Source organism: Mesorhizobium sp. B2-3-2, assembly GCF_006442295.1.
Taxonomy (GTDB): domain Bacteria; phylum Pseudomonadota; class Alphaproteobacteria; order Rhizobiales; family Rhizobiaceae; genus Mesorhizobium.
In genome coordinates this window covers 449536-472818 of record NZ_VFWA01000003.1, presented here as the reverse complement: position 1 = coordinate 472818, position 23283 = coordinate 449536, and the positions used below count along the sequence as shown (strand labels likewise).

Genomic DNA, 23283 nt, shown 5'->3' with positions numbered 1-23283 from the left:
TCCCAATCGAAACAGGCGCCAAGCATCGCCCGGCTTGCCGAAAACTGCTTTGCGTTTTACGAAGCTTCCATGACTAAAGGCGAAAAATTGACGATCTTTCGCGCCGAGCGCTCGCCGCTCAAGGTGACGCTGCTGGTGTTTTCCGGCTCGTCCATCATGTGCGTGGCCTCGGCGGTCGACCCGCTGCGCGCCGCCAACCGCATATCCGGCGAGACATTGTTCGATTTCAAGCTGGTTTCCGTAACAGGCGAGGCGCCGGTCACCACCTGCGGCCTGCCGGTGGCGGTCAGCGGCCGCTTCGATGCGGCCGAGCCGACCGACGTTCTTGTCGTCGTCGCCGGTTTCGGCACGCAGAATTATGCGACGTCGGCTCTGCTCTCGGGTCTGCGCCGTGCGGCACGGATGGCCCGCGCGTGCGGCGGCGTCGAGGCCGGTACATGGCTGGTCGCGCGGGCCGGCTTGCTCGAAGGCCGCAGCGCCACCACCCACTGGGAAGACATGGAGGAGTTTTCGACCGCCTTTCCCGGCGTCGACGTCCGCCCGGACCGTTACGTCATCGACGGGCCGGTCTTCACCTCGGGCGGCGCCTCGCCGACCTTCGACCTGATGCTGCACCTCGTTCGCACCCGCCTTGGCATGGCCGTGGCGCTCGATGTGGCGAGCGTCTTCATTTACGACCAGGCCCGTGCGGCCACCGACGCACAGCCGCTGGTCTCGCTTGGCCGGCTCGACGGCTATGACCCGCGCCTGGCGCAAGCCATCCGGCTGATGGAAGCGCATGTCGACCAGCCGTTGACGGTTGCCGCCGTTGCAAAGCGCGCCGGGGTTACGGCGCGGACACTGGAGAGCATCTTCCGCAAGTCGATCGGCGAGACGCCGGGCGCCTATTATCTCAGATTGCGCCTGGGCGCGGCGCGCCGGCTGGTGGTCGACACCAGGGTGACGATGGCCGACATTGCCGGGCGGACGGGATTTTCGTCCGCCGCGGCATTTTCGAGAGCGTTTTCAAGAGCTTTCGGCGAGGCGCCGGTCAGGCTGCGCCGGGGTTGACGTGCATGTCGCGCAAAGCATGCCCACGGGCTTGACCCGAGGGTGGGAAGCGGTTGATCAGGCAGCGTTCTGCCGGTCGCCGCCACTATCGATCTGCGAGCGCATCTGTCTTGCCAGATGGGTCTCGAAACGGCTGGCAACGGCGCGGTCCCATTCGTTGGAGCGGCGCGCGCCATCCTTCGGATGCGGCATTGCCATCAGCCGGTCGATGATCGACCCGGCCTCGCCATTTGAGAGCAGGGCGTCGATTTCACGTTCGTGCTGCATATCGTTTCGCCTCCTTCTTTCCTCTCCCGCCACGAGCCCTTCTTATAGGAGATTCGTGACGGCCGTTTGAAGGCAAGAGCGAGGCGATTGAGGGGCGATGCGGGGCAAAACCTTGCTGTTGGTCTTGGCCCCGAGCGCAAACGATTCTAGGCATCAAATCCGGCTGTCAGTGAGGATTTCCGGCGAATCGTTTCTCACACATAGCGGTTGACGATGTTCTCCAGCAGTTCCTGGCGGCCGGAGCGCGGCTGCGGCTCGATCTTCTTCTTCACGACGCGCTCGGCGATGTCCTCCAGCGTACGCTTGCCGGCAAGCATCGCTTTGGCCTCGGCGCTGTTCCAGCCCGCGTAGCGCTCGGCAAGCGGAGCCGACAGCGCCTTGTCTTCGACCATCTTGGCGGCCGCTTTCAGGCCGCGCGCGCAGGCATCCATGCCGCCGATATGGCCGATCAGCAGATCCTGCGGATCGAGCGACTGGCGGCGCAGCTTGGCGTCGAAATTGGTGCCGCCGGTCTTGAAGCCGCCCGCCTGCAGGACCTGGTAATAGGCCAGCGCCATCTCCGGCACGTTGTTGGGGAACTGGTCGGTGTCCCAGCCCGACTGGTAGTCGTTGCGGTTCATGTCGATCGAGCCGAAGATGCCGAGCGCGTTGGCCAACGCCAGTTCGTGCTCGAAGGAATGGCCGGCCAGGATGGCGTGGCCCTGCTCGATATTGAGCTTGACCTCCTTCTCCAGGCCGAAGCGCTTGAGGAAACCATAAACGGTCGCGACATCGTAGTCATACTGGTGTTTTGTCGGCTCCTGCGGCTTCGGCTCGATCAGGATGGTGCCCTTGAAGCCGATCTTATGCTTGTAGTCGACGACGAGGTTGAGGAAACGGCCGGCCTGCTCCTGCTCGCGGGCAAGATCTGTGTTGAGCAGCGTCTCGTAGCCCTCGCGTCCGCCCCAAAGCACATAATTCTCGCCCTTCAGCCGCTTGGTGACGTCGATGCAGCTCTTCACCGTCGCCGCCGCATAGGCAAACACATCCGGATCGGGGTTTGTCGCGGCACCCGACATGAAGCGGCGGTGGGAGAACAGGTTCGCCGTGCCCCACAGGAGCTTGACGCCGGTCTGCTTCATCTTGGTGGCGAAATAGTCCGCGATTTCGTCGAGGCGGGCGGAACTTTGTGAAAAATCCTTACCCTCGGGCCGCACGTCGGCGTCGTGGAAGCAGAAATAGGGCACGCCGAGCAGCGAGAACATCTCGAAGGCTACATCTGCTTTCAGTTTTGCCAGTTCCATCGTATCGACGCCGCCGGCCTTGGGGAACCACGGCCGATCGAAGGTCTGGCCGCCGAACGGATCACCACCCGGCCAGGCGAAGGAATGCCAGTAGGCCACGGCGAAGCGCAGATGGTCTTCCAGCCGCTTGCCGGCCACCAGCTCGTCCGGGTTGTAGAACCGGTAAGCCAGCGGATTGGTCGAATCCGGCCCCTCATATTTGATCTTCTGGATGTCGCCGAAAAAGCCGCTGCTCATGGTTTCCTTCCTCTTCGAAATGGTTCCGCCGATTACCTCAGGCGTAATTGGTTCCGTTCTTCCATTGGGCGAAAAAGGTCATGTCAAAGCCAACGAAGGAGACAGATCATGACCGATCTCAACAAGATCGCCGAAAGCTACATCACCGCCTGGAACGAGAGCGACGCCGCGCGCCGTCAGGCCCTGCTCAGGGCGACCTTCACCGAAGACGTCAGCTATCGCGATCCCATTATGCAAGGCGACGGCCATGAAGGCATCGCGGCGCTGATCGACGGCGTGCAGCAGCGCTTTGCCGGCTTCCGCTTTTCGCTGAAAGGCACACCGGACGGGTTTGCCGACAAGATCCGCTTTTCCTGGAACCTCGGCCCGGAAGGCACGCCTTCCGTCATCGAAGGCACCGATATCGGCATCATCGAGAACGGCCGCCTGAAGAGCATCACCGGGTTTCTGGATAAGGTTCCTGCGCAGTGAGGCTTTGCTGTTAGGATGGGCGCTAGGCGCCCCCCTCTGGCCTGCCGGCCATCTCCCCCTCAAGGGGGGAGATTGGCTGTCACGCAGACTTTCGCCAACGACCAACGTGGAAAGAAATGAGGCATCGCCAAGCCTGCCGATCTCCCCCCTTGAGGGGGAGATGCCCTGCAGGGCAGAGGGGGGCGCCTCACGCAGACTCACGCCGTGGCGCCCTTGATGGCCGGGTACAGCGCCCGATATCGTTGATAGGCATCGGCGTAGGCGCCACCGAGCTTGGCATCCGGCTCAATGGTCGCATCCGTCCTCGGTGCCGTGCAGATGCTGAGCGGATCGGTGCCTGTCGCCGCGATCAGCCCCAGCCTGGCCGCGCCGAAGGCGGCGCCGAAATCGCCGTCAGCCGGGATATCCACCGGCACCTGAAGCGCGGTGGCGATCGCCTTCAGCCAGTAGCGCGAACGCGAGCCGCCGCCGATCGCCGTCACGCGTGTCAAGCTCGTGCCGGCCGTCCGCAACGCTTCGAGGCTGTCGCGGAAGGCGAACGCCACGCCTTCAAGCACGGCCTGGGTCAGCACGGCGCGGCTCGATTCATGCGCCAGTCCGGTGAAGGAGCCCCGAATGACAGAATCATTGTGCGGCGTACGCTCGCCCGAGAGATAGGGCAGGAAGGATACGCCGGTCGGCGCCTTCAGCGTGTCGCCAAGTTCTCCGGTCAGGTCGCCGGCGCTCTTGCCCGAGATTTCCGAGAGCCAGTTGAGCGAATCGGTCGCCGACAGGATGACGCCCATCTGGTGCCAGGTATTGGGCAGCGCGTGGCAGAAAGTGTGGACCGCGCTTGCCGGGTTGGGCAAATAGGATGCGTTGGCGGCAAACAGCACGCCCGACGTGCCCAGCGACACGAAGGCATGGCCGGCACGGACCGTGCCCATGCCGCAGGCGGAAGCCGCATTGTCGCCGGCGCCGCCGGCAATCGGGATGCCGGCTTCAACGCCCCATGTCGACGCCAGCTCGGCGCGCAGCCCACCGGCCTTCTGCGTACCCTCGACCAGGGACGGCATGTGCTTTTCATCGAGCGACGTCGCCGCGAGCAGGTCGGCGGACCAGCGTCGCTTGCCGACGTCGAGCCAGGAAGTGCCGGCCGAATCCGACATTTCCGAAATATGCTCGCCGGTCAGCCATAGCCGCAGGAAATCCTTGGGCAGCAGCACCTTGGCCACCTTGGCGAAGACGGCGGGTTCGTTGTTCTTCACCCAGGCGAGCTTCGGCGCGGTGAAACCGGGAAAGACGATGTTGCCGGTCAGCTCGCGAAACCGCGGGTCGGCGTCGAGCGCGGCCGCCTCGACATGGCTGCGCGTATCGTTCCACAGGATGCAGGGGCGCAGCACCTTGTCAGAGGAATCGAGCAAGGTCGCGCCATGCATCTGGCCGGATAGGCCAATGCCTTTCACCGCCGCGAACTGCCGGGGATGGGAGGCCTTCAGTTCGGTGATTGCGTCTTCGCAGGCGCGTATCCAGTGGTCCGGATCCTGTTCGGACCAGCCGGGATGCGGCCGCGAAACATCGAGCGCGCCATGGCCGGAACCGATGATGGTCTGTCCGGCATCGATCAGCAGCGCCTTGACGCCCGACGTGCCCAGGTCGAGGCCGAGATACATGGTTTCCTCCCCTGCCATTATTTTTTTCGGATCTCGAAAAAATCTGGCCGAGCCAGTTTTTAAGGCAAGATCCGTCGCGGGTCAATTCTCTGACAAATCGATCGCGCGTCGCGAAAACAATGCCGACAGCGGACTGTCCGGCCGGGCCAGCGCACGCTCGGCTGCCAACGCCTTCGCCAGGGCACCGTCGCCGGCCCGCAACGCCGCCTCGATCAAGGTGAGATCGATGATGTCGCGTTGCGCGTGGCTGCCGCCGAAACGGTGTGCGATCGCCCGGATCGGCCGGATCAGGCGCACGGTCTCGCCGAAATCGCCCTTGCCGAACGCTTCGGTCGCCCGCGCCAGCGGATAGCCGACGTCCCGGGTGAAGGCGGCATTGTCGTCGCTGCCGCGCATCGCCTCACGCTGAGCCTCGAGCAGGGTGTGTGCCGGCGCCTCCAGGCCGGCGCCGACAAAGGCCATCATCGCATGCACGTCGTTGAGGGCGTAGTTGCCGGCGCCTGCCTTTGGCAGCCAACTGGCGGCGAGCGTTGCCCAGCGATCGCCGACATCGACGCCGCCCAGATGCAGCCGCCACAGGATCGCCGAGGCATCGACCATGTTGAGCGCCAGCGTCGAGCGGGTGCCGTAGACCGGCCCGTCATAGAGCGCCAGCACCTCGTCGGCCTCGCCGAGATCATAATGAAACAATGCCAGATGCCACCAATTGTGCACCTGGAGAAAGCTCTCCTTCGTCCACGCGTCCGGGTTGGCCCGCATCCAGGCAATGCCGTCCCTTTGCCGGCTTTGCATCTCCATCACATGGGCAACGGCATGCTGCGCCCAGCCGTCGCGCGGCTCGATCTCGACCGCGGTCCGCCCGAACGTCTCAACCCGAAGGCCTGCATGCCGAGAATGGCGTGATAGCCGGGCATGTCGCTGCTCCAGGACGGCAGGGCGCGGGCTATGCGGTCGCGCAGCATACGCGCATTGCCGGTGAAGAAATCGATCTGGTGGCCGGCCTGCAATGCAAGTGCGTCGAGCGGCGTCTCGATGGCGATGTCCTCCAGAACGCCGGCGGCGTCGTGCCAGCGCCCGTCGGCGAGATGGCCGAGAGCCGCGACATGCGCCTTTTCGCGCATTGTTGCCGCAAGCGGCAGCGCCGCCGCGTGACATGCGCTTGCGATAGCCGTCGCCTCGCGCTCGGTGGCCAGGCCGAACAGGTAGCCCTTCAGCACATGCGCCATGACGAAGCCGGGATCCTGCGCGATGGCGCGGTCGACTGAGCCGACGGGATCGCCGACGAAACATTGCAATTCGCGCAGCGCCTGGCTGTAGGGCATGAACCCCGCTTCCGTCGCGCCCGAAAATGTCAGGCCGAATGCATCCTTGATCGCCATACCGACTTTCGACGTCCTGCTGATCGAAATCAGATGCTAGAGCATCGACGGTCGGACCGCCAACCGAAGAGGTCGGACCTCATCAACTCAAGCTGGCGGCGCGTGTCCTCAATTCCCCGAACGCATTGCCACCGTGGCGATGCCGGCGCCGACCAGCAGCGTGCCGCCTGTGCGGTTGAAGACGCGGATCGCCCTGGGGTTGCGCACAAGGTTGCGCGCCCGCGACGCGATCAGCGCGTAGCCGAAGGCATTGGCGAAGGCGAGCGCCAGGAAGGTCGTCTCGAAGATCAGCATCTGCGTCCAGAAATCGGCGTGCCGGTCGAGGAACTGCGGCAGGAAGGCGACGAAGAAGGTGATGCTTTTCGGGTTGAGCGCGGTGACCAGCCAGGCATGCCCCGTCATCCTGGCGGAGGACACGGCATCGGTGCGCGGCTCGGCCTTGAGCGCGCCGCCGGCGCGGAACAGTTTTACGCCGAGATAGACCAGATAGGCCGCGCCGATCAGCTTCAGGATCGTGAAGACGGTGGCCGAAGCCGCCAGCAGGGCGCCGATGCCCAGCATCGACAAGGTCATCGCCGTGAAGTCGCCCAGCGCCACGCCGACAGCCATCGGCAGTGCGGTGCGCCAGCCCTGGCCGAGCGCATAGGACACGACCAGAAGGATGGTTGGTCCCGGAATGACAAGGAGAATGGTCGAGGCGGCAGCGAAGGCGGCCCAGTTTTCGAAGGACATGCTCGTCTCCCTTGAGCTCAAAGAAGAGGATAAATCCTTGGGCCCGGGAGAATGTAAAGAGGTTTGTTTCCACGCAACTCCGGACGGAGAACCGCCTCGCATATTTCTGAAACCGCCGGCATTCAATGCCGCCAATGGCAACTCGGCGTCAGTTCGCGCCGCCCAGCATGGCCACGACATCGGCAAGGCTGACATTGGCACCGAGAACTGTCGCAGCCGAGACAATGGCCGCGGCAAAAAGCTTGATGTCGGTTTTTAAGGTCTTGCACATGGAACCCCCTCGCTGGTCACCAGGAGAGGTAGGAAGCACCGGTGCCGGGATTATGACCCCGACCGAGGTGATTTTGTGCAGGCGACGCTGGTTGGCGATCACGGAAGGGGCGCCACGGCGCCCAGCCAGCCCGCAAATGCAGGCGGCGCAAGGCCTTCACGCTTTATCAACCATGAATGATGAAAATGCCTGTCATCCGGCCGGACCGTGCTTCCCGCCGACAGCGTAGGGTTGGGTACATGCGTGAGTTGCCGCAAGGTCTGAGGCCGCCGCGAAACGGCCAAGCAATCGAAACCGATAGTCTTCTCTCCCGCCGCGCCGTTTTATCCGGGGCAGGGGCATTGGCCTTGCTCGGCGTCGCCGGCTGCTCGACTTCGGGCGGCGGCCTGCCGGCGCTCGAGCTCGACGACACGGTCACCGGTTCGCTGCGGCCGATCCGGCCGAGCATCAGCGTCGACAAGAACATCACCAGCCCCGACCTCATGTACGCATCCCTGAGCGACGGCGGCTTCAATGTGCCTGAGGTGCCCTACCTCAAGATCAAGCCGGAATTCCGCCGCCAGATCGTCGTCGACCAGACGGGCGAAGCGCCCGGCACCATCGTCGTTCATCTCAACGAGCGCATGCTCTATCTTGTCCAGCCGGGGGGCGATGCCATCCGCTACGGGGTCGGCATCGGCAAGGACGGCTTCCGCTGGTCCGGCCGCGCCAACATCCAGTACGGAAGGGAATGGCCGACCTGGACCCCGCCGCCGGAAATGATCGCCCGCAAACCGGAATTGGTAAAATGGCAGGGCGGCCAGCCCGGCGGCCTCACCAACCCGCTCGGCGCTCGCGCGCTCTATATCTATCAGGACGGCAAGGACACCGGCTACCGCATCCATGGTTCGCCCGAATGGTGGAGCATCGGCCAGGCCATGTCGTCGGGCTGCGTGCGCTTGATCAACCAGGACATCATCGACCTCTACAGCCGCGTTTCCAAGAAGAACCAGGTCGTCGTCGTCTAGCTAATGCCTCACCTCCCGGCCGCCGGCGTGGCCGGTCGTTTCTGCCGTTGCGCGATGGCCAAAGACAGGCGAAGGTGCCTGAAATTCAATCGCCCGGGAGAATTTCACCAATGGCCGGAACTTTCGTCATCGCGCAGGGCGGCGGCCCGACGGCCGTCATCAACCAGACCGTGGTCGGAGCGACGCTGGAGATCCGCAAGCGGCATCCCGGCGCCAAGGTCCTGGGCTCCATCCATGGCGTGCGCGGTATCCGCGACGGCAATTATGTCGATCTCTCCGCCGTCCCGGAAGATCGCCTGCGGCTGATCGCCGGAACGCCGAGCGCGGCCCTTGGCTCGACGCGCGACAAGCCGGATGCAGCCTATTGCGAGGTCGTCCTCGACGGCCTGAGGAAGGCCGGCGCGGATGCCTTCATCTATATCGGCGGCAATGACACGTCGGGCACGCAGCAGATCCTGACCGATGCCGCCGGCGGCAAGATCGCCTTCGTCCACGCGCCCAAGACCATCGACAATGATCTCGAGGAGAACGACCACACGCCGGGCTTCATCTCGGCGGCCGAGTTCGTCGCCGGCGCTTTCCTGTCCGTCGATCTCGATTTCCGCGCTCTGCCCGGCATTTATGTAGGCATCGTCATGGGCCGGCACGCCGGCTTCCTCACGGCCGCGGCCGCGGCCTGGCAGCTCGATCCCGACAGCGGTCCGCATCTCGTCTACGTGCCGGAGCGGCCGTTCTCGGCCGCCGCCTTCATCGAAGACGTGCGCGCCACGCTCGACCGTCATAAGCGCTGCATCGTCGCCGTCTCGGAAGGGGTCAGCACCGCCGACGGCAAGGCGCTGGTTGAAAGCCTGGTGCCGCCGGAAAAGCTGGAGCGCGACCAGCACGGCAACGTCAAGCTGTCGGGCAGCGACCTGCCGGCAGCACTCGAGCGGGCGCTCGCCGAAGGGCTGCCAGGCAAGCGCGCCCGCGTCGATGCGCTGGGCTACATGCCGCGCGGCTATGTCGGCGCCATCAGTGCCGTCGACGCGCAGGAGGCGTTCGACGCGGGAGCTTTCGCGGTCACCGTGGCCGAACAGGGCGGCGGCTCCGTGGCGCTGCAATATGACGGCACCAAAACCGTGCTGAAGAAGGTGCCGCTGAAGAACGTGGCCGGCAAGACCCGTCACATGCCCGAGAACTTCATGAAGCCGGACGCCAACCATTTGTCCGACGCCGGCATGGCTTACCTGAAGCGGCTGGTGCCGGAAAAATACAAGGTCGGAAAGCCCTTCGTCTGATCCCAGGCTCACACCTGATGCCAGGCTCACACCTGATGCCAGGCTCACACTTGATGCCGGGCCGCTTCTGATGGAGAACTGGTTCAGCAGGAGCATCGTCGACGACAAGACGACCATGCTGACCGAGCCGTTCGTGCATGCCTATGTGCGCGCCAACATATGGCACCTCACCGGCCGCGACGCCGACCTTTTGGTCGATACCGGCATGGGCATCCGCCCGCTGGCGCCGGAGATCGAAACCCGGGCCGGCAAACCGCTCATCGTCGTCGCCACCCACATCCATCTCGACCATGTCGGCTCGCTGCATGAATTCCCGCTGCGCGCGGGACCGAGGATGAGCGCCGCGCAATTCGAGAGCATGGATGAGGCGGCGACCTACGCCTACATGTTCCATGACCTCAACGGCGCCGTCTCGCAACTGCCGGCGCCGGGCTGGAAGGCTGCGGATTACAAGATCCCGCCAGCGCCGCTGACGCGCACCCTCGATGAGGGCGACGTCGTCGATCTCGGCGATCGCCGCTTCCGCGTGCTGCATCTGCCCGGGCATTCGCCGGATTCGATCGCGCTGTTCGACGAAGCAGACGGCCTGTTCTTCAGCGGCGACGCCATCTATGACGACCGGCTGATCGACGACCTGCCGGACTCCGACAAGTCGGCCTATCGCCTCACCATGCGGCGCCTGCTCGATCTGCCGGTCCGCATCGGCCATGGCGGTCACGGCCCGAGTTTCGACGGCGAGCGCATGCGCGACATCGCCTCGGCCTATCTCAGCCGAGCGGCTTGTCCATAAGCCGGCTCTAAAATTAAATCTTCGTAAGGTCGCCCGAAAACCCTAAATCGGGCCAATCCGCACCCTAGATGCTGGTTTGTCGATCCGGCCGGCTGCCATGCGCGGCGAGACAGGCAATCCGGCTGTCGACAGCCGACGGATGTTTCCCAGAACCATCCGCGGCCCAGGATCAACTCTCGCCCGGACAGAACGACCATGTCACCTTTCGATATTCTTCGCAGACATCGCGTCGCCGCCCTGCTGGGCGCCGCGCTTATTATCTCCCCCGTTGTCGTCTCATTCGCTCAGAATTCCGGCGGTGCCGGCACGAGCAACGCGGTTGCGACCACCCAAACCCCGGTTCCCGGGATAACTGCTCCCAACGGTTCATTCGCTCCGGTCGTGGCCACGGCCAAGCCGGCTGTCGTGACCGTCACCACGGTCATGAAAACACAGTCGGAAGCAATGGGCGACGCTTCGCCTTTCGATGGCAACTCGCCCTTCGACGACTATTTCCGCCAGTTCTTCGGCGATCAGGGCATGCCGATGCCAAAGACGCCGCCGCAGCGGCAGGGACCGCGGTCCGAAGCGCTCGGCTCCGGCTTCATTGTCAGTGCCGATGGCACCATCGTCACCAATAATCACGTCGTCGACGGCGCTTCCTCGATCAAGGTGACGCTCGACGACGGAACCGAGCTTCCGGCCAAGCTCGTCGGCCGCGACGCCAAGAACGATCTCGCCGTGCTCAAGGTCAAGGCGAGCAAGCCATTGCCGACCATCAAATGGGGTGATTCCGACCGGCTGATGACCGGCGACCAGGTGCTGGCGATCGGTAACCCGTTCGGCATCGGCACCACGGTCACCGCCGGCATCGTTTCGGCCCGCGGTCGCGATCTGCACAGCGGACCGTTCGACAATTTCATCCAGATCGACGCACCGATCAACCACGGCAATTCCGGCGGTCCGCTGGTGGATGTGAGCGGCCATGTCGTCGGCATCAACACGGCGATCTATTCGCCCAATGGCGGCAGCGTCGGCGTCGGCTTCGCCATTCCGTCCGACCAGGCCGAAAAGGTGGTCGCCAAGTTGATGAAGGACGGCTCCATCCAGTATGGCTATCTCGGCGTCGAGATCCAGCCGGTAACGCCCGATGTAGCCAATGCCATCGGCCTCGACCATGCCGGTGGCGCACTTGTTTCGCGAGTCAATGACGGCTCGCCCGCGGCAAGCGCCGGCATCGAAACCGGCGACGTCATCACCAGCTTCGCCGGTCAGGACGTGAAGGATCCCAAGGACCTGTCACGGGCGGTGGCGGACGTCTCGCCCGGCGCCAAGGAATCGCTCGAGGTCTGGCGCAAGGGCAAGGCCATGCAGATCTCCGTCGAGGTCGGGCGCAACGGCGACGATGTGAAGTCGGCATCGACCGACGACTCCGGCGCGCCGGGCGTCGAGCAGGGCCGACGCGCGCCGGCGATAGGCCTCGGCCTGATGGACATCACGCCCGACATTCGCCAGCAGATGAACCTCGCCGACAACGAGCACGGCGCGGTGGTCGCCAGCGTCAACCCCGACAAGCCGGCAGCGGCTGCCGGCATCCAGCCGGGCGATGTCATCGTCGCCGTCAACCAGGCTCCGGTCAAGAGCGCGAAACAGGTAACCCAAGCGATCGCGCAGGCCGGCAAGTCAGGCCGCAAATCGGTGCTGCTGCTGGTGGAACGAGGCGACGCCCAGATCTATGTCGCCGTGCCCTTCGCCAATGGCTGAAAGATGGCCGTTGAGGTAAAGGCGGGCGCGGCAGGCTCGGTCGTCGCCTGGACGAGCCTGCCGCGCCCGCCAAGATAAAGGTTGCCCGCCACCGCTTCTTCGAGAACACTGCGTATGGCCGACACAAGGCTCGACATCCGACGCAGGGGATTGCCGCAATGGTCACGCGAGGTTTCTTTTCAGGGCGGCGTCCACCGACGGATGGCGACGCGCGCATCCCGCCCGGCCAGTATCTCGAGCAAGGATTTCCGGTGCTGTCGGCGGGACCGACGCCGCACCTGCGCACCGAGGACTGGTCGTTCACGCTGAAGCACGGACCGCGCCCGATCAAGAAGTGGAATTGGGCCGAGTTCAACGCATTGCCGCTGAGCAAGATGACGCGCGACATCCATTGCGTGACCGCGTGGACCAAATTCAACACGGCCTGGCAGGGCGTGCTGGTCGACGATATCCTTGCCGATGCCGGTATCGAGCCGCCGACCGCCTTCACGCTGGCGCTGTCCTTCGACGGCTACACCACCAACGTGCCGACAAAGGATCTCACCGCCGGCAAGGCGATGGTGGCGCTGCTTTATGAAGGCAAGCCGATCACGCCGGACCATGGTGGCCCGGCGCGGCTGCTCGTCCCGCATCTCTATTTCTGGAAATCGGCCAAATGGCTGAATGGCCTGCAATTCACCGAACGCGACGAGCCCGGCTTCTGGGAACTGCGCGGCTATCACATCTATGGCGACCCGTGGCGCGAACAGCGCTATACGGACGATCCATGAGCGAGGTGCCATCGGTACAATCACCTGGGCAGACGGAGTCGCCTGGGCAGACGGGGTCGCCCTGGCAGACAGCCAGGATCGTCCGCGTCGAAAAGCGCACGCCGCGTGTCACCAGCTTTTTCTTCGAGCCGTCGCGGCCGTTTGCCTACCGGGCCGGACAGCATGTCGATGTCAGATTGACCGCGCCCGACGGCTATCAGGCGCGCCGCGCCTATTCCATCGCCTCCGCGCCGGAGGCCGGTCCGGTGATCGAACTGGCGATCGAAAGGCTCGAGGACGGCGAGGTCTCTCCCTTCTTCCACGAGGTCGCCGCGGTGGGCGACGAGATCGAGCTGCGCGGCCCGCTCGGCGGACATTTCATCTGGCCCGATGACGATGAGGGACCGCTCCTGCTGGTCGGCGGCGGCTCCGGCGTCGTGCCCTTGATGTCGATGGTCCGCCATCGCGCCGCGCGACGATTGACAGTGCCCGTCGTCCTCGTCTTTTCGGCGCGCGTGTGGGACGAAGTCATCTTTCGTGACGAATTGATCGGCCTCGACGATCGCGGCAACGGCTTCAACCTTGTGCTGACCCTGACGCGTGAGGCTGCGCGCCGCCCGGCGGATTATTCCCGGCGGGTCGACGTCGCCATGATGGTGCGATCCATGGCGCGGCTGCGCCGGCCGCCCGGCCTCGCCTTTGTCTGCGGCTCCAATGCATTCGTCTCCGCCGCCGCCCAGGCGTTGATCGATGCCGGCGTTCCGGCGGATGTCATCCGGACGGAACGCTACGGCGTCTGAGATGTCCGCCTGGCGCCGCTCCTTGGCTGCGGCTGCACGCGGGCTGGATTCTCGCCCGTCCCAGCCTTGCAGCGGCGAGGTCCGAAACCCTCCTGGCAAGAAGAAGCGGCTTCGCCGCCGGTCACGCCTCGATGTCAAGCGCCGAAAGCGGCTTGGAGCAGCAGGCGAGGATGAAGCCATCCTCGATCTCGTGATCGAGGATGCCGCCATTGTGGCTCATCTCGACATCGCCCGAGACCTTCTTGACCTTGCAGGTTCCGCACAGGCCGAATTCGCACGCGGCGGGGATTCTGACTCCCGAGGCGCGCGCCGTCTGCAGCACCGTCTGGCCGGCGACGCATGCGGCATCGACATCCGAAAGCAAGAACCGGACCGGCGTCGCGGCTTCGACAGGAATGGCCGCGCCGTCTCCAGCCGGCGAGGCGAACGGCGCCGGAATTTCCTCCGTCAGAGGCGCTGCAAAGCTTTCCTGATGGTATTTCGCAATGTCGAAGCCGGCGGCTTCAAGCATGCCGCGCACGGCACGCATGAAGGGGTCGGGGCCGCAGCAGAAGATTTCCCGGTCGCGGAAGTCGGGCGCCAAGAGCGGCAGCCGGATGGCGTCGATGCGGCCCATATGGCCGAACCAACCCTCCCGGCTCGACCGTTCCTCGATCATGAAGCCGAGCGACAGGCCTGGCATGCGGCTGCCGAGCAATTCCAGTTCCTTGCGGAAGATGATCTCTTCGGGCCGGCGCGCGCAATTGACGAAGCCGACATCGGTCCATGGCGCGCAGTCGTTCAGCCAGCGCAGCATAGACATCATCGGCGTCACGCCGGAGCCGGCCGAGATGAACAGATATTTGGCTGCCGGGTGGCTGTGCAGCGAAAAGTCTCCGGCCGGCCCATAGGCCTTGACGTGCGAACCGGGCCTCAAATGGTCGAACATCCAGCGCGTGCCGGTGCTGCCGGCCTGCGCCTTCACCGTCACCGCGATCGAGAACGGCCGCGAGGGCGAAGACGACAGCGTGTAGGTGCGCATCAGCGGCCCATCCGCTATCGGCAGTTCCAGCGTCACGAACTGGCCCGGCTTGTAGCGGAACCAGGTCTGGTTATCGGAGCGGAAGGTGAAGGTCTTTACATCAGGCGCCTCATCGCTCACGCCGATCACTTCCAGCACCTGGAGCCTGTCGTTCCAGGGCGTCATCTGATCGAGATGGCGATAGAGGCCGAGATCCGTCATCGCATTCATCCCTCACCTCTCAAGCAACGCTGCGCAGGGCCGGCCGGCCGCCTTCGGCGAGGCGCGGACCGATGAAACGCGCGTACCAGTCCACGAACTGGATGACGCCGCCTTCGTGCAGTTCGGAATAGGGGCCGGGTTCATAGGCCGGCGACAGGATGCCGAAGGCGTTTTCCTCGACGATGCGGCGGTCTTGGTCGTTGGTCTCGGTCCAGACATGGGTGAGCTCGGCGAGATCGTAGTCGACACCCTCGACCGCGTCCTTGTGAACCAGCCATTTGGTCGTCACCGCGGTCTCGGTGGCGCTGATCGGCAGCACCCGGAAGGTGACGGCGTGGTCGCCGAGGATGTGGTTCCAGGTCGTAGGATAGTGATAGAGCAGCAACGAGCCGATGCGGTCGGTGGCAACGCTGTCGGACAGGTTCTTCTTGACCGCGCGTTTTCCCGTCATCGTGTAACTGACGGCATCGCGCAGCAGCGGCGCGCGGGTGGCACGGTATTGCCCGGCCGGGTCGATGCGGAATCTGCTCGGCAGGCCGGCGGCCTCGCATTTGGCCCAGTGAGCCAGCATCTCCGGGTCGCTGTCGGCGCCTTGCACGCCGGTCACGGTCGGCGCCTCAGGAAAGGTCTTGCAGAGCTCCGGATGGTTGCCGGCGCAATGATAGCATTCGCGGTTGTTTTCCCAGACCAGCTTCCAATTGCCCTTCTCGACGATGGTGCTCTCGAAGGCGACCTTTGCTTCGCGCAGCCGATGCGGCAGCAAATAGGGTTCGATCATCGTCCGCATCGGCACGAAATCCGCCGGCTCGTCGGCGAGGCAAATGAAGATGTAGCCGCCGACGCTTTCGCAGGCGACCGGCTTCAGGCCGAACTGGCTCTTGTCGAAACCCTCGGCCATCTGCCTGGCGAACAGCAGCCTGCCGTCCAGTTCGTAGGTCCACTGATGGTAGGGGCAGACGAGCTTCGCCGCCGTGCCCTTGTCGGTGTTGCAGACGCGGCTGCCGCGATGGCGGCAAGAATTGTGGAAGGCGTTGATGTTGCCCTTCTGGTCGCGCACCAGCACCACAGGATAGTCGCCGATCTGCACGGTGATGAAGCTGCCGGGCCTGGGCAGTTCGCAATCATGACCGATGAACAGCCAGTCGCGGTACCAGATCAGCTCCATATCGAGCTTGAAGTATTCGGCGTCGGTATAGAAGGGCTGCTCGAGTGAGAAGCCGTCCCTGCGGCCTTGCAGCCGTTTCAGCATGTCGTTGCGCGCATCCATGTCCTGTCCTCGCATTGAAGTCCTGTCCTCGCATTGAAGGACTGAACGGAGGGGAGAGAGGAAGGATCAAGCCGCGCGCCGGCTTGCGCCGGACATGCACCATCCGCCTCTTGACCGCCCGCCGCGATCAGTCGAGTCCAACATCTCAGGCTGGTTTCCGGGCTCTGGAGCTGTCCTTGCGGACTGTCGCGACACCTTCCCAGGCCTTTGCCCAGTGGTCTCCCGTCGCGACCTGAACTCCACCACCGTTGCGGGGGCAGCGCCGGATTCTGACCGGCTTCCCAATTCTCCGCCTCGTCGTCACGTGGCGGCACCCGAGATGGCAGGATCTAACCATGATCGCCGACTTGTCGTCGGCATGAAAACGACATCGCATCAATGCCGCGCGACACGCATTGGAAACGGTGCGGCCGTCGTTGAAGGGGCAGAAAGGCTCGGCTCGCCGCCTCGGAATTCAACTCGTGGCGGAGCCAAAAAAGGTTAACGGTTTCGAAAAGTGACTATTAGCGCCCTCTAAAATCGAACCGAACGGTTCGTTTCTGTTGACGATGCGTGCAGGACGGTGTGAACACTGCGCCTTCGACACAGTTGGTGATCGCACGATCAGTTTACCTAACTATCTGATAGTAAACGGAAAAAAACGAATGTAGAAGGCCCTGGCACAATTTCAAGTGGTGGAAACTTGGTCCACGCGGAAAAACTTCGTGATTGGAAATGGCGGTATGGCTTTCCCACATCGGGGCTGTCCGAACGACGCGATTTCCTCCCAAGACACGCCGCTAGACGGACGGGAAAAATACTGGAGTATCAAAAATGAAAAAGATCATTCTCACTGCCGCCGCCCTTCTGGCTGTTTCCGGCAGCGCCTTCGCTGGTAGCGACCACTATGGTTCGAATGCCCCTGCGGCCACCGCCGTCGACAGCCCGTACACCGCTTCGACCAAGAAGTCGGAACCGGCTGCCCAGACGCCTGTCCAGGGCGCCGATCGCAACCTCTTCGGCAACAACTAATAGCCGATCTCCAGTTGACGGCGGGCTTTTCCGCCGTCCTGGCGAAATTTGAGAATTCAGGAGACTTGAAATGAAGAAGATCGTTCTTGCTGCCGCCGCCGTTCTGGCCGTTTCGGGCAGTGCTTTCGCCAGCAGCGACAACTATGGCTCCAATGGCGCCAACCAGCCTGCCGTCACCTCGGTCGACAACGCGCACACGGCTTCGGTCCAGAAGTCCGCGCCGTCTACCCAGGCGCCTGTTCAGGGTGCCGACCGCAACCTCTTCGGCAACAACTAACAGCCGATCTCCAGTTGACGGCGGGCCTTCCGCCGTCCTGGCGAAATTCGAAAATTCAGGAGACTTGAAATGAAGAAGATCATCCTTGCTGCCGCCGCCGTTCTGGCTGTTTCGGGCGGCGCTTTCGCCGGCAGCGACAATTATGGCTCCAATGGCGCCAATCAGCCCGCGGCCACGTCGACCGACAGCTCGTACACCGCTTCGACCAGGACGTCGACTCCGGCTGCTCAGGCCCCTGTTCAGGGTGCCGATCGTAACCTCTTCGGCAACAACTAACAGCCGATCCTTCAGCAGCTGGCGGGTAAGCCCGCCACTGCGGTGGAATTTGAGAATTCAGGAGACTTGAAATGAAGAAGATCATCCTTGCCGCCGCCGCCGTTCTGGCCGTTTCCGGCAGCGCTTTGGCCGCCAGCGACAATTACGGCTCCAATGGTGCCAACCAGCCTGCCGTCACCTCGGTCGACAAGTCGCACACGGCTTCGATCCGCGACAGCGGTTCGCCCGTCTACAAGCTGCTCAATTCCTCGGGTGACGTACAGAAGTCCGCCCCTCAGGGCAGTGACCGGAATCTCTTCGGCCACTAACAGCCGAAGCTGATATCAAACAGGAGAGGCGGGCTTTGCTCGCCGCTCCTGTTTTTGCGTGGCCGGCAATTAATTCATGCAATTCATGGCCTGCTCTCAGGCCGCCTTCGCTTCCGTCTCGTGCAGCGCGAAGGATCGCCCATCCGCGTCGAAGATATGAAGGTCTCCGGCGTCGGCGCTCAGCCGCAGCGTCGCCCCGCGCTTGACCTCGACATTGCCCGGCAGCTTGGTCACCAGCGGTAGGTCGGCGCGGCCGATGTCGACATAGACGAGTTGCACCTCGCCGAGCTGCTCGACATAGTCCACCGTCCCTTCGAAGAGATAGTCCGTGCCGCTGGCGATCGTCAGGTCCTCCGGCCGCACGCCGAAGCTCACCGAGGCGCCCTTGGCCGAGGCCGGCGTCGTGATCGGCACCGTAGCCTTGCGGCCGCCGACATGACTGATGACGGTCGGATTGCCTGATTTGTCGATGGTCGCCGGCAGGATGTTCATGGCCGGCGAGCCGATGAACTGGGCAACGAACAGATTGCCGGGTTTCTTGTAGAGCTCCATCGGTGTGCCGACCTGCTCGATATGGCCCTCCTTCAGCACCACGATGCGGTCGGCCAGCGTCATCGCCTCCACCTGATCGTGCGTGACGTAGATCATGGTGGTGTTGGGCATCGATTCCTTGAGCTTGGCGATTTCGATGCGGGTGGCGACGCGCAGCGCGGCGTCGAGGTTCGACAGCGGTTCGTCGAACAGGAACACTTTCGGGTTGCGCACGATGGCGCGGCCGATGGCCACGCGCTGGCGCTGGCCGCCCGACATCGCCTTGGGCAGGCGGTCGAGATAGTTGGTCAGCTGCAGGATCTCTGCCGCCTGGCGCACGCGCTTGTCGATCTCGGCCTTGCTTTCCTTGCCGATCTTCATCGAGAACGCCATGTTGTCGTAGACCGTCATATGCGGATAGAGCGCGTAGGACTGAAACACCATGGCGATGCCGCGCTTCGACGGCGGCACGTCGTTGACGACCTCGCCGGCAATTCTGAGCTCGCCCGAGGTGATCTCCTCAAGCCCGGCGATCGAGCGCAGCAATGTCGACTTGCCGCAGCCCGACGGACCGACGAAAACGATGAACTCGCCCGATTTGATGTCGAGGTCGATGCCGTGCAGAATATTGAGATTGCCGTATGATTTCTTCACTTGCCTCAGCGTGACATCGGCCATGTTTCTCTCCAGTGGTCCCTAGAATTCAGTCGATACGCCCGAACCAGGCGCCGTAGCCGCCGAGACGGATGGAGCTGGTGCTCGCCTGTCCCGAAAATCCGTGTCCGGGCAAAGGTTGCAGCGATCGGCCGCCAAGGTCAACCTCCGCCGGCCCCGATCCCAGGTTGAAGACGCAGACGATCTGCTCGTTGCCCGCGCGGCGCGTGAAGGCGACAGTGTCGCCCTGGCTTGCGATGAAGCTGATATCGCCCTTGGCCAGCGCCGGATGGGCGCGGCGGAAGCCGAGAAAACGCCGGTAGTGTTCGAGCAGCGAATGCTCGTCGCCTTGCTGCACATTGACGGCTTGCGACAGGTGCTTGGCCGGCACGGGCAGCCACGGCTTTGCCTGGGAGAAGCCGCCATTCCTGGCGTTGCCGTCCCACACCATCGGCGTGCGGCAGCCGTCGCGGCCCTTGAATTCCGGCCAGAAGCGGATGCCGTAGGGATCTTGCAGATCCTCGAACCGCAATTCGGCTTCGCCGAGCCCCAATTCCTCGCCCTGATAGATGCAGACCGAGCCGCGCAAGGACATCAGCAATGCCGAGATAACCTTGAGATAGGCGGTCGGGTCGGCTTCGTTGGCGGCCCAGCGCGAAGCCGGGCGCATCACGTCATGATTGGAGAAGGCCCAACACGACCAGCCGTCGCTGGCAACTTTGCCAAAGGTCTCCAGCACCGAACGGACCTTCGCGGCGCTGATCTTTTCCGGCGCCAGGAAATCGAAGGAATAGCACATGTGCACGCGCTTGCCGCCGGCTGTATAGGCCGCGACAACGTCCAGCCCGCGCTGTGAATCGCCAACCTCGCCGACCGCGGCCGTTGCCGGATATTCGTCGAGCAGGGCGCGGAAGCGTTCGAGGAAGCCGAGGTTCTCCGGACGGCTCTTGTCGTAGATGTGGTCCTGGTAGTTGTAGGGATTGACCGCGGGTGCGGTCTGGTCGTTGCGCTGTTCCGGCGGCAGCGGCGGGTTGTTTTCCAGCCCCTGGCTGTGGAAGTAGAAATTGATCGTGTCGAGGCGAAACCCGTCGACACCGCGCTCCAGCCAGAAGCGGGTGACGTCGAGCAGCGCGTCCTGGACTTCACCGTTGTGGAAATTGAGGTCCGGCTGTTCCGCGAGGAAGTTGTGCAGGTAGTATTGCTGGCGGCTGGTGTCCCATTGCCAGGCCGATCCGCCGAAGATCGACAGCCAGTTGTTGGGCGGCGTGCCGTCCGGGCTGGGATCGGCCCAGACATACCAGTCGGCTTTCGGATTGCTGCGATTCGATCGGCTTTCCCTGAACCAGGGATGGATGTCGGCGGTGTGCGACAGCACCTCGTCGATCATCACCTTCAGCCCCAGCCTGTGCGCCTCCGCCGTCAGCGCGTCGAAATCGGCCAGCGTGCCGAACATCGGGTCGACGTCGCAATAATCCGAGACATCGTAGCCGAAATCCTTCATCGGCGATTTGAAGAAGGGCGAGATCCAGATGGCATCCGCGCCGAGCGCGGCGATATAGGCAAGCCTGCCGATGATGCCCTTGAGGTCGCCGATGCCGTCGCCATTCGAGTCCTGATAGCTGCGTGGATAGATCTGGTAGATCACGGCACCTCGCCACCAGTCGCTATCGACGGCGAGATCGGGCCTCGAACTGGCTTTCAAAGCGGATTGCATGGTTTCAGCCTCCTTTCACCGAGCCTGCGAGCAGCCCACGGACGAAATAGCGCTGCAAAGAGAAGAACACGATCAGCGGCACGATGATGGTCACGAAAGCCGACGTCGTCAGGATCTCCCAGTCGCCGCCACGCGAGCCGAGCAAGGCATTGAGCTTGGCGGTCAGCACGATCTGATCCGCCTCCGTGCCAAGGAAAACCATCGCCACCAGGAGATCGTTCCATACCCACAGGAACTGGAAGATGGCGAAGGACGCCAGCACGGGAAATGACAGCGGCAGCACGATCTTGACGAAGATCTCGAAATCGCTGGCGCCGTCGATGCGCGCCGATTCCATGATCTCGCGCGGCAGGCCGGCAATGTAGCTCCGCAAGAGATAGATGGCGAAGGGCAGCCCGAAGCCGGTATGCGCCAGCCAGATGCCGAGATAGGTCTTGGAGGGCACGCCGAAGAAGGCGCCGACGCCGTTATAGAGCTTCAACAGCGGGATCAGCGACATCTGCAGCGGCACCACCAAGAGGCCGATGATGACCGCGATCAGAAGCGCGCGCCCGGGAAAGCGCATCCAAGCCAGAGCGTAAGCCGCAAAGGCGGCGATGAGGATCGGGATGACGGTCGCCGGGATAGTGACGGTCAGCGAATTCATGAAGGAGCGGCCGATGCCTTCCGAAAACAGCACGGTCCTGTAGTTGTCGGTGGTGAATTTCGGCGGCGCCGAGGAGGCATAGTAGACGCGCTGGCCGCGGTCGCCCTCGAACGCCTTGGGCGAGGTCATGACGAAGCTGCCGTCGGCATTGAGCTGCAAGGTAACGCCCTCGCCGAGATCGGCCGATGTGCCGGCCGGAAATTGCGTCGGTGCCGCCGACTTGACGCCGAAGGCGCTGATCTCGCGCGCCGCGCCATCGCCGAAAATGTTGCCCTGGAGGACGAACTTGCCGTCCTTCTCGACCTGCGCCGAGGCGGGCGGCAGGCGTCCGGCTTCGGTCTGGCTGGAACTGGCGAACGAGTTCCACCAGCCCGAGGCGATGATCTGGTCCTTGTCGCGCAGCGACGATACCAGAATGCCGAGCGTCGGCATGGTCCAGATCGCAACGAAGACCAGCACGGCGATGTGAACGCCGAAGCGGCTGGCGAAGGAGTTTCCGGTCGCGACGGTCATCTCAATGTCCTCCCGTCTCTTTGTTGGCCTGGCGTATGTTCCAGACCATGATCGGAATGACCGCGATCATGATGATGATGGCGATTGTCGCGCCGCGGCCGAAATCACCGCCGCCGCGGAACATCCAGTCGAACATCAGATTGGCCAGCACCTGGCTGTTCCATTGGCCGTTGGTCATGGTCAGCACGATGTCGAATACCTTGAGCACCAGGATGGTGATCGTGGTCCAGACCACGGCGATGGTGCCCCAGATCTGCGGCACCATGATTTTCCAGAAGATCTGGAACGGATTGGCGCCGTCGATGACGGCGGCCTCCAGCGTCTCTTCCGGAATACCGCGCAGCGCCGAAGACAGGATGACCATGGCAAAGCCGGTCTGGATCCAGATCAGGATCACCATCAGGAAGAAATTGTTCCAGAACGGCAGCGATATCCAGACCTGCGGCTGGCCGCCGAAATGCTGGATGATGGCGTTCAGGATGCCGATCTGCGTCTGGCCGTCGCCGCGATACTCATAGATGAATTTCCAGATGACGCTGGCGCCGACGAAGGAGATCGCCAGCGGCAGGAAGATCAGGCTCTTGGCGATCGTGCCCCACCAGATCTTGTCCGTAAGCACGGCGATGATCAGGCCAAGGAAGGTGCAGGCGGCGGGCACTACGGCCAGCCAGAGCACATTGTTGAGGATCGAATTGCGGAACTCGCGGTCGCCGAAGGCCCATTGATAGTTGGCCAGGCCGACGAAATTGACGCCGCCGCGATCGAGGAAGGACAGCCGCAGCGTCTCGACCACCGGATAGATGAGATAGATGGTCAGGATGATCATCGCCGGGCCGACGAACAGCCAGGGCCGGATCAGCCCCTGCCGGCGCAGATTGTCGACGGCGGCGGCCCCCGCGACGCCGCGCGAGGGAAAGGTGACGTCGAGCAGTTTGTTGGCGCCCCAGAAATAGGCGACGCAGCCGCCGACGCCGATGATGATGACGAATATGGCCGAGAAAATCTGAGCCGCCATGGGTCCCTCTCCCTGCACGACCCGCCAGGATGGAAACGATCCTTGCGATTGCGCCGCGCGCCGATCTCGTTGTTTGAGCGCGAGCAGGCAGGGAAGCGTGTGGCTCCGTGCCCGCCGCATGCCGGAATGTCTACGCCGTCA

23 protein-coding genes, 1 pseudogene and 1 riboswitch are annotated in these 23283 nt (G+C 63.5%); of the genes and pseudogenes, 12 read left to right on the top strand and 12 right to left on the bottom strand.

Annotated features, from left to right (window positions below):
* The first annotated feature begins 69 nt into the window (after nt 1-69).
* A complete protein-coding gene (locus FJ964_RS10915) occupies nt 70-1050 on the top strand; it encodes a GlxA family transcriptional regulator (protein WP_140550391.1) in 981 nt (326 codons plus the stop codon).
* Between the two features lie 57 nt (nt 1051-1107).
* On the opposite strand, the gene FJ964_RS10910 is transcribed toward FJ964_RS10915, so the two are convergent.
* Both FJ964_RS10910 and xylA read right to left on the bottom strand, forming a co-directional pair.
* The gene (locus FJ964_RS10910; protein WP_140550390.1) at nt 1108-1317 is read right to left on the bottom strand and encodes a hypothetical protein; all 210 of its coding nucleotides are present in this window, start codon (nt 1315-1317) and stop codon (nt 1108-1110) included.
* Between the two features lie 194 nt (nt 1318-1511).
* Nucleotides 1512-2837, bottom strand: coding sequence for a xylose isomerase (xylA, locus tag FJ964_RS10905; RefSeq protein WP_140550389.1), 1326 nt, complete (start codon nt 2835-2837; stop codon nt 1512-1514).
* 108 nt (nt 2838-2945) lie between these two features.
* Here xylA and FJ964_RS10900 point away from each other — a divergent pair, with 108 nt between their 5' ends.
* A complete protein-coding gene (locus FJ964_RS10900) occupies nt 2946-3308 on the top strand; it encodes a nuclear transport factor 2 family protein (protein ID WP_140550388.1) in 363 nt (120 codons plus the stop codon).
* Between the two features lie 197 nt (nt 3309-3505).
* On the opposite strand, the gene xylB is transcribed toward FJ964_RS10900, so the two are convergent.
* From xylB to FJ964_RS30955, 4 genes and pseudogenes are all read right to left on the bottom strand, one after another.
* Entirely contained in the window at nt 3506-4960 is a 1455-nt protein-coding gene (xylB, locus tag FJ964_RS10890; RefSeq protein WP_140550499.1) for a xylulokinase, read from the bottom strand.
* A gap of 81 nt (nt 4961-5041) precedes the next feature.
* Nucleotides 5042-6339: pseudogene (locus FJ964_RS31780) on the bottom strand (tetratricopeptide repeat protein).
* Nucleotides 6340-6447: 108 nt separating this feature from the next.
* Complete coding sequence (locus FJ964_RS10880; RefSeq protein ID WP_140550386.1) at nt 6448-7071, bottom strand: LysE family translocator; 624 nt, start codon at nt 7069-7071, stop codon at nt 6448-6450.
* 148 nt (nt 7072-7219) lie between these two features.
* Nucleotides 7220-7444: a hypothetical protein gene (locus FJ964_RS30955; RefSeq protein WP_181172440.1), complete on the bottom strand. Its 225-nt coding sequence runs from the start codon at nt 7442-7444 to the stop codon at nt 7220-7222.
* A 137-nt stretch (nt 7445-7581) separates the two neighbouring features.
* Here FJ964_RS30955 and FJ964_RS10870 point away from each other — a divergent pair, with 137 nt between their 5' ends.
* From FJ964_RS10870 to FJ964_RS10845, 6 genes are all read left to right on the top strand, one after another.
* Entirely contained in the window at nt 7582-8349 is a 768-nt protein-coding gene (locus FJ964_RS10870; RefSeq protein ID WP_140550385.1) for a L,D-transpeptidase, read from the top strand.
* A gap of 110 nt (nt 8350-8459) precedes the next feature.
* The gene (locus tag FJ964_RS10865) at nt 8460-9626 is read left to right on the top strand and encodes a diphosphate--fructose-6-phosphate 1-phosphotransferase (protein ID WP_140550384.1); all 1167 of its coding nucleotides are present in this window, start codon (nt 8460-8462) and stop codon (nt 9624-9626) included.
* A 70-nt stretch (nt 9627-9696) separates the two neighbouring features.
* On the top strand, nt 9697-10416 hold the full coding sequence (locus FJ964_RS10860; RefSeq protein ID WP_140550383.1) for an MBL fold metallo-hydrolase: 720 nt from the start codon (nt 9697-9699) through the stop codon (nt 10414-10416).
* Between the two features lie 195 nt (nt 10417-10611).
* Nucleotides 10612-12159, top strand: coding sequence for a DegQ family serine endoprotease (locus FJ964_RS10855; RefSeq protein ID WP_140550382.1), 1548 nt, complete (start codon nt 10612-10614; stop codon nt 12157-12159).
* 158 nt (nt 12160-12317) lie between these two features.
* Nucleotides 12318-12929, top strand: coding sequence for a molybdopterin-dependent oxidoreductase (locus FJ964_RS10850; RefSeq protein ID WP_140550381.1), 612 nt, complete (start codon nt 12318-12320; stop codon nt 12927-12929).
* Nucleotides 12926-13708, top strand: coding sequence for a ferredoxin reductase (locus FJ964_RS10845; RefSeq protein WP_140550380.1), 783 nt, complete (start codon nt 12926-12928; stop codon nt 13706-13708). Before FJ964_RS10850 ends, FJ964_RS10845 begins: the two co-directional genes overlap by 4 nt.
* A gap of 121 nt (nt 13709-13829) precedes the next feature.
* Here the strand turns inward: FJ964_RS10845 and FJ964_RS10840 are convergent, their stop codons facing one another.
* Nucleotides 13830-14930 carry a hybrid-cluster NAD(P)-dependent oxidoreductase gene (locus tag FJ964_RS10840; protein WP_140550379.1) on the bottom strand — a complete coding sequence of 367 codons (1101 nt, stop codon included), beginning with the start codon at nt 14928-14930 and terminating at the stop codon, nt 13830-13832.
* Between the two features lie 19 nt (nt 14931-14949).
* Complete coding sequence (locus FJ964_RS10835) at nt 14950-16197, bottom strand: aromatic ring-hydroxylating dioxygenase subunit alpha (RefSeq protein WP_140550378.1); 1248 nt, start codon at nt 16195-16197, stop codon at nt 14950-14952.
* A gap of 130 nt (nt 16198-16327) precedes the next feature.
* A riboswitch (cobalamin riboswitch) is annotated at nt 16328-16530 on the bottom strand.
* A gap of 480 nt (nt 16531-17010) precedes the next feature.
* Here FJ964_RS10835 and FJ964_RS10830 point away from each other — a divergent pair.
* From FJ964_RS10830 to FJ964_RS10815, 4 genes are all read left to right on the top strand, one after another.
* Nucleotides 17011-17208 carry a DUF680 domain-containing protein gene (locus tag FJ964_RS10830; RefSeq protein ID WP_140550377.1) on the top strand — a complete coding sequence of 66 codons (198 nt, stop codon included), beginning with the start codon at nt 17011-17013 and terminating at the stop codon, nt 17206-17208.
* Nucleotides 17209-17278: 70 nt separating this feature from the next.
* Nucleotides 17279-17485 carry a DUF680 domain-containing protein gene (locus FJ964_RS10825; RefSeq protein WP_140550376.1) on the top strand — a complete coding sequence of 69 codons (207 nt, stop codon included), beginning with the start codon at nt 17279-17281 and terminating at the stop codon, nt 17483-17485.
* A 69-nt stretch (nt 17486-17554) separates the two neighbouring features.
* Entirely contained in the window at nt 17555-17761 is a 207-nt protein-coding gene (locus tag FJ964_RS10820) for a DUF680 domain-containing protein (RefSeq protein ID WP_140550375.1), read from the top strand.
* Nucleotides 17762-17832: 71 nt separating this feature from the next.
* Entirely contained in the window at nt 17833-18069 is a 237-nt protein-coding gene (locus FJ964_RS10815; protein WP_140550374.1) for a DUF680 domain-containing protein, read from the top strand.
* A gap of 96 nt (nt 18070-18165) precedes the next feature.
* Here the strand turns inward: FJ964_RS10815 and ugpC are convergent, their stop codons facing one another.
* Genes ugpC through FJ964_RS10795 form a run of 4 tightly spaced genes read right to left on the bottom strand, consistent with a single transcriptional unit; the run spans nt 18166 to nt 23142 of the window.
* Nucleotides 18166-19278 carry a sn-glycerol-3-phosphate ABC transporter ATP-binding protein UgpC gene (ugpC, locus tag FJ964_RS10810; RefSeq protein ID WP_140550373.1) on the bottom strand — a complete coding sequence of 371 codons (1113 nt, stop codon included), beginning with the start codon at nt 19276-19278 and terminating at the stop codon, nt 18166-18168.
* A 25-nt stretch (nt 19279-19303) separates the two neighbouring features.
* Nucleotides 19304-20968 (bottom strand): alpha-glucosidase, encoded by a 1665-nt coding sequence (locus tag FJ964_RS10805; protein WP_140550372.1) that lies wholly within the window; start codon nt 20966-20968, stop codon nt 19304-19306.
* Between the two features lie 4 nt (nt 20969-20972).
* The gene (locus tag FJ964_RS10800) at nt 20973-22127 is read right to left on the bottom strand and encodes a carbohydrate ABC transporter permease (protein WP_140550371.1); all 1155 of its coding nucleotides are present in this window, start codon (nt 22125-22127) and stop codon (nt 20973-20975) included.
* Nucleotide 22128: 1 nt separating this feature from the next.
* Nucleotides 22129-23142, bottom strand: coding sequence for a sugar ABC transporter permease (locus tag FJ964_RS10795; protein WP_140550370.1), 1014 nt, complete (start codon nt 23140-23142; stop codon nt 22129-22131).
* Nucleotides 23143-23283 lie beyond the last annotated feature (141 nt).